10 protein-coding genes are annotated in these 14680 nt (G+C 40.9%); 3 read left to right on the forward strand and 7 right to left on the reverse strand.

What is annotated here, in order from left to right; genetic code table 11:
- The first annotated feature begins 33 nt into the window (after positions 1-33).
- Positions 34-1335, forward strand: coding sequence for a uracil/xanthine transporter (locus Q7P97_RS07270; RefSeq protein WP_303968512.1), 1302 nt, complete (start codon positions 34-36; stop codon positions 1333-1335).
- Positions 1336-1362: 27 nt separating this feature from the next.
- Here the strand turns inward: Q7P97_RS07270 and Q7P97_RS07275 are convergent, their stop codons facing one another.
- The 7 genes from Q7P97_RS07275 to Q7P97_RS07305 form a co-directional block, all read right to left on the reverse strand.
- On the reverse strand, positions 1363-1974 hold the full coding sequence (locus Q7P97_RS07275; protein ID WP_303968513.1) for a class I SAM-dependent methyltransferase: 612 nt from the start codon (positions 1972-1974) through the stop codon (positions 1363-1365).
- 48 nt (positions 1975-2022) lie between these two features.
- Complete coding sequence (locus Q7P97_RS07280; protein WP_303968515.1) at positions 2023-3594, reverse strand: sensor domain-containing diguanylate cyclase; 1572 nt, start codon at positions 3592-3594, stop codon at positions 2023-2025.
- Positions 3595-3721: 127 nt separating this feature from the next.
- Complete coding sequence (locus Q7P97_RS07285; RefSeq protein ID WP_303968517.1) at positions 3722-4339, reverse strand: NAD(P)-dependent oxidoreductase; 618 nt, start codon at positions 4337-4339, stop codon at positions 3722-3724.
- Between the two features lie 72 nt (positions 4340-4411).
- Positions 4412-5860 (reverse strand): phospholipase D family protein, encoded by a 1449-nt coding sequence (locus Q7P97_RS07290; RefSeq protein ID WP_303968519.1) that lies wholly within the window; start codon positions 5858-5860, stop codon positions 4412-4414.
- Between the two features lie 103 nt (positions 5861-5963).
- The gene (locus Q7P97_RS07295; RefSeq protein ID WP_303968521.1) at positions 5964-6740 is read right to left on the reverse strand and encodes an ABC transporter ATP-binding protein; all 777 of its coding nucleotides are present in this window, start codon (positions 6738-6740) and stop codon (positions 5964-5966) included.
- A 63-nt stretch (positions 6741-6803) separates the two neighbouring features.
- Positions 6804-8489 carry a BCCT family transporter gene (locus tag Q7P97_RS07300; RefSeq protein ID WP_303968523.1) on the reverse strand — a complete coding sequence of 562 codons (1686 nt, stop codon included), beginning with the start codon at positions 8487-8489 and terminating at the stop codon, positions 6804-6806.
- A gap of 183 nt (positions 8490-8672) precedes the next feature.
- Positions 8673-9920 carry an EAL and HDOD domain-containing protein gene (locus Q7P97_RS07305; protein ID WP_303968525.1) on the reverse strand — a complete coding sequence of 416 codons (1248 nt, stop codon included), beginning with the start codon at positions 9918-9920 and terminating at the stop codon, positions 8673-8675.
- Positions 9921-10330: 410 nt separating this feature from the next.
- Here Q7P97_RS07305 and Q7P97_RS07310 point away from each other — a divergent pair, with 410 nt between their 5' ends.
- Entirely contained in the window at positions 10331-12007 is a 1677-nt protein-coding gene (locus tag Q7P97_RS07310) for an ABC1 kinase family protein (protein WP_303968614.1), read from the forward strand.
- 71 nt (positions 12008-12078) lie between these two features.
- The gene (locus Q7P97_RS07315) at positions 12079-14136 is read left to right on the forward strand and encodes a catalase (protein ID WP_303968527.1); all 2058 of its coding nucleotides are present in this window, start codon (positions 12079-12081) and stop codon (positions 14134-14136) included.
- Positions 14137-14680: the final 544 nt, after the last annotated feature.

Genomic DNA, 14680 nt, shown 5'->3' on the forward strand with positions numbered 1-14680 from the left:
TACATAGACAAGTCTTTACAGGGAGAGATGTGAATGAGCACTAATCAAATGCGGCACTCCATTACCGCATTGGCAGGATTTCAATGGTTGTTCTTTATGTTCGCTAATACAGTTGTAATTCCGATCTCAGTTGGTACTGCTTTTGAGCTTGAGCAGATTGAAATCGTTTCGGCAATACAACGTTCCTTTATTTTTACAGGATTTGCTTGTTTACTGCAAGGAGCATTTGGACACCGCTTGGCGTTGTTAGAAGGTCAATCAGGCTTATGGTGGGGTGTCGTGCTCAGCTTGGCAGGGACTGCGAGCGCTATGGGTTTAAGTTTAACGACTGTTGGAGGTAGTATTGCAGTCGGCGCCATGATTTCTGGTGTATTGGTAGCTATTCTTGGGACGCTCGGCATGGGAGAAATTCTCAAAAAGTGGTTCACGCCCACTGTGATGTTCGTATTTCTATTGCTGCTTGCCAATCAATTGATCACGATCTTCCTAAAAGGAATGATTGGTCTAAATGATGGAAATTTCATCAGCCTGTCAACGACTCTATTTTCATTTGCTCTAGCAGGTCTGACGATTCTAGTTCATGTGAAAGGAAAAGGAATCATCAGCAGCTTGAATTTACTTATTGGTATGACAGTCGGATGGATCGGTGCCACACTGTTTTTCCCACAAGAAGCCACTGAAACGATCAAAGCCACTCCATTTATTCAATGGTTTCCTTGGGGTGAGCCTACACTGGAAATCGGCATCGTTATCACGGTGGTCATTACGGGCTTGTTGAACACGACCAATACCATTGCCACACTAAAAGGTGCGGAAGATATATATGAAAAAGAAACTACTAAGAGACAGTATAAAACTTCCTTCTTCATCACGGGAGTATTGAATATTGGAGCCGGAGCATTAGGTCTCGTACCATATGCGCCTTACGCTTCATCAATCGGCTTTCTACAATCTACTGGAATAAAAGACAGAGCTCCATTTTTCATCGGCTCTATACTGTTCATTGTCCTTGGACTGGTACCGCCACTCAGTGCATTTTTCTCTACTATCCCACAAAGTGTAGGAAACACCGTGTTATTTGTGGCATATTTGCAGCTATTCCGTTCGGCTTTGCGTAATGTGGAAGGTTTGACGTTTGAACCTAAAAACATTTATCGCGTCGCATTGCCTGCGCTTCTCGGGTTGTCGATCATGACATTACCAGCCGCAGTGTTCTCTTCTCTTCCAGAACTCTTACAACCACTTCTTTCTAGTGGCTTACTAGTAGGTATCTTGGCAGCACTCGTGATGGAGTTAATCTTCTGGACTGGTCAACGATTCAGCCATGTTATATGAATATGCAAACAGCCCTCATCTCATAGATTAGGGCTGTTTGTATGTATACACTAAGAAGCGCTCTGCTTTATCATGGAGTTGCAAATGTGTAATAGGTATCTCTGCTATTTTCTCGAATGACTGATGGCGATGAAGGAAATAGACATACTCATCAGTCGGATAATATAAAATGATTTCTATGGCACGTGGTGAGTATTCTGCTGATTTTAGAATTCGCTGAACTACAGACCGAAATATATCAAGAGAGAATGGATTAAAGAAGTAGAACGTTACAGCTTCTGCCGGAATGATATAGTTCTCCGCTATACAGCATTCAAATGTAATGGAACCAGGTCTCTTAGGAAACGCTTGTCGGTACTCCATTAAGTTGGTCATGGCATCTCGGTGTAACACACTATTCATTTCAATACCTATCGTGTCTAAGCAAAAAAGATGATTCACGTAAAATGGGACTCTTCCTTTTCCGCATCCAAAGTCGATCAAGCTCCCGTCTTTCAGCAAATCATGGTGGGTAAATAAATAATCTAGCATCTCGTAAGGCGTCGCTTCATAACGATTATAATGTGATGATTGATGAATCCACTCACGAACGCCAAGTGTTTTGATGTGCAAGCGTTTATCCATAGACTGCTCTAGCATTTCTCTATCCCCTTTCCTTAGGTACACATTCAAGAAAACCTCGGCATATTACTCATGCCGAGGTTCATCGGGAACGACGATGGTCTTATTGCGTCCTGTACGTTTGGCATCATACAGACTTTGATCCGCCAACTCGATTAGACGCGCTGGATGATTTGCATGCAGTGGATAAGCAGCGACACCAGCTGATATCGTGATCACTTCACCACAAGGACTGATAGTGTCCTCCAGTTTTTCACGAAGCCGTTCCGCTGTCAAATAGGCCGTGACCTTGTCTGCTTTCGGTAAAAGAATGACGAATTCTTCTCCACCGAAACGACAACAAATATCTCGATCGCGAACCGTTCGTTGCATGAAGTCAGCTAAATAGATCAATACTTCGTCACCAACTGAATGACCATAACGATCATTGACACGCTTAAACTTGTCTATATCGAAAATAATGAAAGCGAATGGTATGTCATCAGCAACCCATTGTGACATGAGGTTATTCATGGTTCGACGATTGGTTAACTTCGTCAGTGGATCTGTTGTTGATTCATGTATAAAATAGTTTATCTCTTTTTTAAAGTAATCTAAACTATTCAACACGGCTCCTTTTAACTGCCTTGCTTCATAGTACCAATCTGAGACACTTTCCATTTTTTCTTTTTGATCTGATTCTATACTGCTTTCCGTATAATATGCTAACCTTTGAAGCGGTAAGGCAATCTTTCTTGAAAAATACCTAACAAGAATTAATGACAGGAGTAGTAACGGCAATGATTTCCATACCATCTCTATCACCATGTCCTTGGCTGGTGCAACGGAAGTATCTAGTCGTCTCTGAGATACGATTCCCCAATCAGCAATTGGTAGATATGCGTATCCTGCCAACATCGGTATTCCTTTCGTGTTAACCAGTTCCAAAGAACCACTATTTCCACTACTTACCTTTTGAACAACGACATTACTAGACACATTATCTTTTAAACGTTCTTCAAGCTGATGGTAAATCAATTTGCCTTCCGTATCCACCACATATACATAGGAGCCATCATCATAAAAATGATCTCCCAGAATTCGTTCCAACACGTTCGGCTTATGGAGATAGATAGCACCACCTAAAAATCCTTTATACTCCTGATCCACTATTAATGGGACACTGATAAAAACGATTAGTTCACCAGTGATTCCTACGTAAGGTGGCGATATAGTAGGCTTTTTCTCTTTAATAGCTTGTTGCGCACCGAATGATGTTAACTTTTTCCCAAGTAGGTCTAGACTTGGTGGAGATACACCTAGTACAACACCTTCTTCAGAAGAAACAGCAACCGAATTGAATGTACTTGTCTGCTGCCTGACACGCTCTGCTATTTGATTTAACTGCGGTTGTGCTTTTGAATCGTCTAGAAGAGGCAGTACTTCTATCGCATTAGTTTCAAGTGTTTTTAACGTATCACGCAAAAAGGCATCAGTAGTAGATGACAACTTCTTGGCATATGCGTAGTTCGTTTCCAAGGTCGAGTCTATCAAGGTTTGCTTGTTTACACGATAGCCAACAGTAGTACTAGTTAGAAACGTTACAACGATAGCCAAGGTTGCTACGACTTGAATTAAACTTTTCAAGGACCATCTCATCTATCTTCTAATCCCCTTTCCTCTATGCTACTATTATATCATAAAGGAAGGAAAAGGTAATGAGGTGTTTTAATTCAAAACGTCCAAAGCGTTAAGTAATTTGAACATAATATACTATATGAAAACGTTAATATGAGATACCGACTCTATATCCTATATCTTCTCCCTTACATAATTCATCATAAGCAAATGCAGCCGTATCTCCAGTAGAGATCTTCGCTCCATCTATCGGCAAGTAATTTCTTTCTGTTCGGTAATCCCCAACCGCCTCTCCATCAGGTAAATAAGTAGGACAAACTATTGTCCAATCCAAGCCCGAATTTTGCAACATAGTAAATACTTTATGGTGTTCTTCTGCTGCAAATGTCAATTTGCGATGAGATTCATTCGATTGATAGCGTAACTTCGACGGTTCTGTTCTACTTTCTAATATACCCGCCGTACCGATCGTGACAATTCTTAGGATTTGATGTTCTTGCATTCCTTCTATAATAGCTGGTATCGCTTCTGTAAGTGTTGTGGTTTTATCAGTGCCAAGAGCACTCACGACTGCTTCAGCACCTACCAACGCATTTTTCACTGCAGTCGAATCACGTACGTCACCTTTAATAATGGTTAGGTTTTCTTGCGCTTCACACTTCTCTGGTGACCGAACAAATACCGTTACCAAATGACCGTCAGCTAATGCGTGACGGACTATTTCGCTACCCGTACGTCCTGTTGCTCCAAAAACGACTATTTTCATTTGTTATTCCTCCCGTTACTTTCAAGAACTCGTTTTATTTACGCTATTATATGATTTGCTATCACATACTACTTAATACGTTGTCAGCTTAACCCAACGCTGCAATGCATAAATTCCGCGTTGGAAAAACGTCAGGCTGTTTTGATATTCTTCTACATCAAGAGTATATAATGCATCTTCGTTATTCCATATCCGATCGAAATATTCATTAATTTCTTCGGTCAACTCGCTATCAGTAGGCGCTATAATGCGGAGATTTGCTTCTAAGTTATAATCTCTTAGCGTGCGCTCTGTTATATTGGAAGATCCGTTTGTAATGTATGTCTTGTCCGCGGTCTGTACAGTTACCAACTTCGTATGGTATTGACCAATTACGGTATTGTACCAACGCACTTTAATTTTATCATCTGTATTTTCCCTGATTTCCTGTACTACTGGGCGATTAGGTAATCCTGACTTTTTACTGCCAAATGAATTTTCATTCGGATCCAGGACGATTTCTACATGTACACCGCGATTGGCTGCTTCTTCTAACGGTCTAATCACTTCTTGCTCGGAAAGATAAAACATACCCATCCGAATCAAATCTCCTTTTTCCGCCTTTTCGATATCATTAACTAAAGCATCCAGTACTTTACTTTCCGTTACATACTGGACTTGATAAGGTCCTTTTTGTTCTTCCACTTCGATTCGCGGTAATTTTCCGCCTGACGAATACTGAAGCACGGCTTCCTCAGATTCCAATATATCATTCTGCACTGGACCCTTTACTTTAAATGCCACATTGCCATGGCGACCGCTTGCTGCGTGTGGATTAGATGAAGTCACCAATGCAGCTTGTTCAGTCACTAGTGTTTTACGATGATTCGCTTTTACGTTTAGCAATTTCAGGTAAGAAGAAAACTTTACATCTGGTGCATCACTGGCTAAGAAATTAGGGAAATGATTGCCTCCCTTAAAATCAAACCATTGAAAGAAGATACGATATACACCCGAGTATAAAGGCATAGAATCACGTAACGGTTCCAAATCTGTGTACACTACTTGAACCCCTGCTTCTTCAAGCGCTTTAAACCACTCGGATTCATACGATTCATAGCCGGTATTTACCGGATCCGTTATGTAAACAATGGGCATGTCGGGGAACTCTTCCTTCTTCTTCACGAGAACATCTGTTAGTTGATCAGCTATTTGAGGAAAGTCTTCTTTCTCATCATAGTAGTCATCCATTAAAAAGAAATCGAGGACAACAAACTCTTGCGCATCTTTAATCATTTGAAATACTTCATTGAAAATACGGAGTTCTGATTTATAATGATCTTTCTCTTTCGTTTTTGAATATGTCAAATCATAAATGAACTCTACCTCTTCTACTTCATGCAAATCCCCTTTGTAGGAGATACCAGGTGGTAATGGTTTATATGTTTGCCATAGCATGACGCCTGCGTATAATAATGCAAAAAATAAAAGTACATAAGACGCTATACGTTTCTTTGTCCACTTGCGTTTCACTTTCTTCATAAAAGCCCACCCCCTTTTTACTTACTATGTACTCTACGATTCAAGCTCGTTACTCTTACTTAATATCCCCTCTCCTTTTTGCTATAAACAACATACGGATTTATTATTTTATCGATAGATAGGGTCTTTCAGCGCGCCACTCGATCGTTACAGGAACTTGATACGTCTCTGATAGGAGTTCATCTGTCAAAACTTCTTTTTTAGGACCGCTTGCAACGATCTTTCCTTCTTTTACTAATAGAGCATGAGTAATTTCAGGAACGAGTTCTTCAATATGATGCGTGACATAAACGAGATGCACATTATTCTTCGTGGCAATTTTAAGCGCTTTAAGAAATTGTTCTCTAGCTAAGATGTCTAGGCCGGAACACGGCTCATCTAAAATTAATAAATCAGGCTCTCCCATTAATGCACGAGCGATTAACACTCGACGCTTTTCCCCTTCAGATAGCAGTCTGAATTTCTGTCCTTTTACATGTTGCAATCTAAACTCCTGTACTAAGTAACTCGCTCGTACCCAGTCTTCATCCATGATTTTATCGTAAATACCGAAGCTTGCGAATTTACCACTGATCACAATCCGCTCAATTGATTCATTCCAGAAAAAGTCTGAGAACTTCTCCAGGGAACTACTGACGAAGCCAATCTTTTTACGTAATTCAGGTAAATAGGCTTTACCAAATTGCTTACCTAGTACTTCCACTTCACCACTAGACGGAATTTCATATGTAGAAATAATAGATAATAACGACGTCTTACCGGAACCATTTAGCCCAAGCATCCCCCACTGCTGTCCTTGTTCTATTTCCCAACTTACGTCTTGCAGTATTTGGTTATCCCCTCTTATAAACTGAACATCTTCTACTTTTACAATGGCCATATACATTTTCCTCCCTATGATAAAAGACCGGTTCGTGCACAGGCAACGAACCGGTCCGTTCTATTATTCATTCTTTTCTTTCTCAACTTCAAGATACTTCTTTTTTTCAAGCTCTTGATATTTTCTATCGTTCTTTTCTTTTATCTTTTTTGCTCTTTCAGCTTCCTTGCGCGCTTTCTTCTCTTTTTCACTTTCTTTGCGTTTACGTCTCTTTTTGACTTCGCCTTCTACGTGCTCAAATTGACGAATATCTGTCGGTCTGACAGTAATCGGTTCTTTGGTCAGTAGTTTTGCTAGTGAGAAGATTAGTAATAATAGAAGTAAGGTAAACGGCAAGGCGGATACAAGTGATGCGGATTGCAAAGCTTCTAATCCACCTGCTGATAACAATACAGCTGCAATGGCAGTCATAAGGAATCCCCAGACGAATTTAACAACCAATGGAGGGAACAAACTTCCACGCGTTGTCATACTAGCTAGAATATACGTAGCTGAGTCAGCAGACGTGATCAGGAATGTAAAGATCAATACGATAGCGAGGAACGATACAAGACCGGTCATCGGTAAGTGTTGAAGTGTCGCAAAAATTGCAGACGTAACATCTTTGTCTACTTCTTCTGCAATCTGTGTACCATTGCGTAAGTCACTGTATAAGGCGGTCCCCCCAAGTGTTGCAATCCACATACAAGAAAATGCTGGCGGAATAACCATGACACCCATGATGAATTCACGGATTGTCCGGCCTTTGGAGACGCGCGCAACAAATGCACCTACGAACGGAGACCATGCAATTGTCCAAGCCCAGTAGAATATCGTCCAGTCCTTCACCCATGTACCGCCTTGATACGGTTGCAGACGCAAGCTGTACGTAATGAAGTTATTAATATAATCCCCTATAGCTAACGTAAAGGTTTCTAGTATAAATACTTTCGGTCCTACTATAAAGAAAAATAGCAATAATGCAATCGCCATACCTAAGTTGAAGTTTCCGAGGTACGCAATTCCTTTACTTAAGCCCGATGAAGCAGAGGTCATATAGGCAACGAATACTACTGCAATAATGATTAGTTGAATGGTGAATGTACTCTTAATATTAAATACATACTCCATTCCCCCACTCATTTGTAGGACACCCATACCTAGTGAAGTAGCAATACCCATGACAGTTGCTACTACCGCAAATGAATCAATACCTGTCTTCACGTGCCGGTTACTTCCTATTAAGGGCTCGAGTGCGGTGGAAATCAAACCGTCCCTTTTCTTTCGGAACTGTAGGAAGCCAATGACCAAACCTACAATACCAAAAATAGCCCATTGTGAAATGCCCCAGTGGAAGAAGGAATACCCCATTGCTATACGAGCAGCTTCTTCTGTCTGCGCTTCAACGCCTGCCATAGGAGACTTGAAGTAGTGACTCATTGGTTCTGCCACACCCCAGAATACCAATCCTACACCGAACCCAGCAGAGAACAGCATGCCAATCCACGTGAAGAATGGATACTCTGGACGTTCCGTGTCGCCACCCAAGCGGATTGCGCCAAATTTACTGATTGCCAATCCTACCAAAAACACGATAATGATAAATACTGTTAGTAAGTAAAACCAACCAAAATTATCTGTTGTGAAATGATAAAGTTTTTCAGATGCTATTCCGAATGATTCAGGTATAACTGTTCCTAATACAACAAGTACAAAAATAAATATGGCGGAAATTGAGAACACGGGATTTCTCCAGAATTTTTTATCCACTACTATCGACTCCTAGTGTTCATTTGGTAACTCTCTTACTACACTCCATACCCTAATTTCATAAGATATAACGTATTTCCGCTTATACATAGTGCAGAAAAGAAAGTTTCTGAACAGATTATAACTGTATATACTACACATCAAAAAAGGCATCTTCAAGAGAAAATGCCTTTTCTTATGTATTCAACTCAATTCTTCCTCTATTCCATGCGACCAGCGCATAGCTTGAAGATAGATCTCGCTTAACACTTTCTTCGGAATCGACAGCTCAGCAGATAACCGTTCTACCGTTTCCCAGTCAAAACATTCTACAGCTTTGACCAATTGTAGATAAGAAGACATTTCAGTCTCTTTTCCATTCAACGTGTCAATAATGACGTCCGATAGTGAAAGCAATGGTAATACATCTTCCCATTTTCGGCGCATCACCGCATCGATCAATGAAAACATGCCTGTGAGAAAGTATTCATCTTTATTTGACTTTCTTTTATACTTCGCCAACTGTTCACATGCTCTTGCACGACGAAGTGATAATTCAACAAGCACTTTCACACGACCATCCTGTTGCTCTACACCTAGATCATGCAACATCAGAACCTGCAACCACTTCTTTGTACCGTTTAAGCCTATCAACATGATCGCTTGCTTGATTGAACTGATTTGCCGTGGAATATCAAAGGCTAGTGAATTAATAAAACGCAATAATTTATAGGAGATCGAAACGTCACGCATAATCAGATCGCAGAGTTGATCAATGGATTGAGTATCCTTACGAAAATAATCAATAATCTGTAAATGCACTAGCGTATTAGATGGGATATCTGCACTTTTAATAATTTCTGGTTTCGCAAAGAAATAACCTTGAAACAAATGATATCCACTTCTTAATGCAAGTTGATAATCCGCTTCCGTCTCTACTTTTTCTGCTAGTAAAATAAGCTTTGGATATTTCCGTAAAAATGTTGCAATACGATTTTTCTGAACTACATTCGTCAACATGAAATCTACTTTGACAATATCTACGAGCTCAAATAACTGGGAATACATCAAGTACTGGTCTTGTAAAATAAAATCATCAAGAGCTAACGTGAAACCTGCTTCTTTAAACATGCGTAAACGATGTAACAAAGCAGGAGTAATTTCTACGTCTTCTAGAATCTCGATGACGACTTGATTGGGATCTAAACTCATAAATAAATCCTGTGCCAATAGCTCACCTGAGAAGTTAATGAATGAACGAACACCACTCGTTACTTGATCAATTCCTACAGAGAGGAATGTATTGACTAACAAACTAATTGTAGCCTGTTCAGGATTAATATCAGGAAAGAAGTTTTCTTCGCTATTTCGATACAATAATTCGTATGCGTATATATTACCTGGTCGATCAAATATCGGTTGCCTACCGATAAAGATGGAGTAATCATCCATTTAATTCATCTCCACGTTTCATTTAAATATCTCACTTCATTTGTATTCATTCAACAGCACTAGGCATTTTAAGTAATTTACTAGTCATTTTAGCCATCTAATTCTTTACTCCCTCCATTGTACTAGATTTCAATGTATTTATAAATGTATTAATTACATATAACTATTTTATTACATGAGTTTCCGACTACTACTGTTTATTTATTGCACAGTTTCTAAGAGAAAGAGAAAACGTCCATTCACTGCGTTTCCGTGAAGCGGTCGAAGGCTTGAAGGATGAACGTGACGGGAAAAAACCTTCTACTATAGAAGGGGCTCCTATTCTCTATTCAACAGAGAGGACGGAGACCTTTTTAGTGTTTAATTATACGAGTTCAATGGTATCTTTTGTAGAGAGGGTAGATACGGAGGTGTTCTTTTTGTTAAAACGAAGAATGAAAAATGCACAACGTTCACAAGAAATCATCAATGTCTTTTTAAGAAATGGATTTAGTCATATCTTATTTCGTCTTGGACTGACAGATCGTAAATTCGCTTCTGTGGACGAACAAGTTGATTTGAATTTGTATCATGTCGGTAAAAAATTACGAACTGCATTAGAACAACTTGGACCAACTTTCGTTAAGCTTGGACAAATCGCCAGCGGCCGTCGGGATTTAGTGCCTGAGGAAATTGCTTCAGAGCTTGAGAAACTACAAGACCATGTAGAATCTTTTCCATTTGAAGTTGTGAGGGAAATCATTGAGCATCAATTAGGTGGAACAATTGAAGAGCTCTTTTTGGAATTCAATGAAAAACCACTCGCTTCAGCTTCTATAGGTCAAGTGCATACCGCTCGTTTGCCTAGCGGTGAACACGTAGCTGTGAAAGTCCAGCGACCTAATATCCAACAACAAATAAATACTGACCTAGCCATATTGCACGACTTGGCAGGGTTTCTTGAGAAGAATATGGACTGGGCGAAAGCGTATCATATAAAAGATTTAATCTATGAGTTCTCTCATTCACTACGGGAGGAACTGGATTACCAACTGGAAGGCCGTAACGCTGAACGGATCTCGCAGCAATTTGTGAAAGATCCTACTATTCAAGTCCCAGTAGTCTACGATGAATACACTACGCGTGTTGTCTTAACAGCGGGTTTGGTTACAGGTATTAAAGTGAGCAATGTCGGACAACTAGATAGCGAAGGATATGATCGTAAGGTGATTGCAAAAAGAATTGCGGATTCCATGCTCTCACAAGTAATGGAAAACGGCTTTTTCCACGGCGATCCCCATCCCGGTAATATCTTCATTGCACCTGGAAACGTTATTCATTATTTGGATTTCGGTATGGTCGGGCAACTCAGCAAGGAAATGACGTATCACTTTATTTCTTTACTCATTGCTTTACAAAAAGGAAATATCGCTCGATTAATCGATGTATTCGAAGCTATGAATATCTTGCATGAAAACACTAACACCGATGCATTGTATCGTGACTTGCAAATTATTCAACGGAAATATTATGAAACATCCCTTACCGACTTAAGATTAGGCGATGTATTTATGGAGATTTTCTCAATTGCTTATCGACACCGCATACGTCTGCCGAATGAAATCGCCATTCTTGTAAAAGTAATTCTTACACTTGAAGGTGTACTAGGAAAGTTGGATCCTTCTTTTAGTATTATGAAAGCCATCGAACCGTATGGTAAAAAGATGGTATTCAAACAATTCGACCCACGCTACTTACTAGAAAACGGCTGGCATACCTTTGTAAAGAATGCAGAAATTTTATCCGAGTTACCAAACGATATGAAAAAAGCTATCAAAACTATAGAAAAAGGTAAAGTGGAATTAGACGTCGGCTTGAAGCAAACGAACATTATATTCCGCCGGCTTGATAAGATTGCCAATCGCTTATCCTTAAGTATTGTGTTGTTGGCATTTAGCATTCTCATGGTTGGTCTCATTATCGGTTCTGCCATCGCTGGACAAACTGCTCTCTTCTTAAAGTTACCTCTAATAGAAGTCGGCGCGGTCATCGCGGCTTTAATGTTTTCGTACTTATTATTTTCCATCGTACGTTCCGGTAGAATATAGTCTTCAGTTTATCCTCTCGTAATTGGGGAATAAGAAAGGCAGACTACTATTTTACGATAGGAGGATTTTTTGTGAAGAATGATCACCAAGTAAATGAAGAGAGTAAAAATAAACAACTAGAGACGTTCCGCGCATATGATGGCGAACACGCTATGACAACGAATCAAGGTTTGAAGATTTCAGAAGATGAGCACTCCCTAAAAGCAGGGACGCGTGGTCCGACGTTGATGGAGGATTTCCATTTCCGAGAGAAAATGACGCACTTTGACCATGAACGGATTCCGGAGCGGGTAGTTCACGCACGTGGATTTGCAGCGCACGGGGAATTCGAAGTGTACGAGTCCATGAAGAAGTATACGAAAGCAGGATTCTTACAGGAGCCAGGTATCAAAACGCCTGTTTTCACTAGATTCTCTAGTGTAGCAGGGAGTAAAGGTTCCGCTGAAACCGTACGTGACGCGCGAGGTTTTGCTGTGAAGTTCTATACGCAAGAAGGAAACTACGATCTAGTCGGAAATAATATACCGGTATTCTTTATTCAAGACGCTATTAAATTTCCTGACTTAGTACATGCTGTGAAGCCCGAGCCTCATAACGAAATGCCGCAAGCCGCCTCAGCACATGATACATTTTGGGATTTTGTTGCAAACAACCAGGAATCTGCACATATGGTCATGTGGCAAATGTCCGACCGTGCCATTCCTCGGAGTTTCCGAATGATGGAAGGTTTTGGTGTTCACACGTATCGCTTTGTAAACGATCAAGGCGAAGCGCACTTTGTGAAATTCCATTGGAAACCAAAACTCGGTGCCCACTCATTTGTTTGGGATGAAGCGCAGAAGATTAACGGAAAAGATCCTGATTTCCATCGTCGAGATTTATGGGAATCAATTGAAAATGGAAACTTCGTGGAGTTTGAACTTGGCGTACAATTGCTAGAAGAAAAAGATGAATTCAAATTTGATTTTGACATTCTAGATCCTACCAAGCTATGGCCAGAAGAAGACATTCCGGTAAAGATCATTGGGAAAATGACTTTAAACCGTAACGTAGACAATGTATTTGCTGAAATGGAGCAAGTAGCATTCCACCCAGGCAGCGTAGTACCTGGAATTGACTTCTCGAATGATCCATTGTTACAAGGTAGACTATTCTCTTATACAGATACGCAGTTGATCCGTCTAGGCGGACCTAACTTCCATGAGTTACCTATCAACCGACCGGTCTGTCCATTCCACAATAACCAGCGTGATGGATTTGGCAGACAAACGATCAACGTCGGACAGACTCACTATCATAACAATTCATTATCCAATAATAAACCAGACACGAGTTCCGAGGAAGATGGCGGTTATGTACATTACCAAGAGAAGGTAGAAGGTCGCAAAATACAAGCCCGAAGTGATTCGTTTAAGGATCATTTCTCACAGGCCCGTCTATTCTGGAATAGTATGTCCGACGCGGAAAAAGAGCATATCATCGCAGCGTTCAGCTTTGAAATTGGAAAAGTGAATGATATGAATGTGAGAAAACAAGCGGTAGATATGTTTGCTAATGTTGATATGGATATGGCGACTCAAGTTGCAGACGCAGTCGGTGTCGATGCACCAACAGATGTTACGCAGTCCACCGAATCCAAGTCATCCCCTGCCCTTAGTCAGGAAAACACGGCGAAAGTGCCTAATACGCGTACAGTAGCCGTATTAATCGCAGACCAATTTGACGATGAAGCGCTTGAGCCGTTTTTGAAGGCTTCATTGGACGCAGGTATGACGGTTGATATTGTGAGCGAGAAGTTCGGCAAGCTGACCGGACAGAACGGAGCGACAGTCGATGTCGACGAAACGCTACTGACGGTACATTCGGTTCTATACGATGCGTTGTATGTCGTGGGCGGTAAAGCGAAGCAACAACAGAAGTTCGATGCAGATGTCGCTGATTTCGTTAATGAAGCGTATATGCATTTCAAGCCAATCGGTTCTGCTCCAGCAGCTAAAGAGTTGATGGAGAAGTCGAAGGCAAAACCAGGTCCCGGTATTTTAATGGACTTGACGGTTTCAGGCGAAGGCGAGCAATGGGTAGAGGCTGTTGCACACCACCGTTTCTGGGATCGTAATATTTACGCATAATCAAACACAGGCTGTCACAAGAAGATCCCCTTCTTGCGACAGCCTTTTATGTATGGAGTTAAGTTCAGAGTCACAAGGCACTTAAGTTCAAGGTCAATTACTTAAAAGTGGCGAGTGAGTTTGTGAGTGGTTCGGGATGGAAGCTCCAGTTGGGGGACGCTTTCCCATTGGCCCGCGGTGAGCCAACTAGTCACTGCGTTCCTTTAGTTGTCTCACCTGATCGGGCTGATCCATCGGGAGTCGCCCCCAACTTTCACTTCCATCCTACGTTGATAGTACAGTTACTTAAATCACTCATTGAACGTAGTATTTGAATTATTATTTTGTCCTAACTTTTTAAATTCAAGTACTGAAGTTAAAAATTTATTACAACACGTATTTTAATGCAGAACAAAAAGTATCCCCCACTTACATTGCGAGGGATTGGAGCGTAGGAGGGGCGACTCTGGGAGGATCAGCGGGACAGGTGAAACACCCTGCGAGCGAAGCGAAGGGGTGTGGTTCACCGCCCGCCCTCCAGAACGCGTCCCCTCCGAAGCGCAAA

Origin of the sequence: Sporosarcina ureae, assembly GCF_029267015.1 — a bacterium.
Classification (GTDB): Bacteria; Bacillota; Bacilli; order Bacillales_A; family Planococcaceae; genus Sporosarcina; species Sporosarcina ureae_D.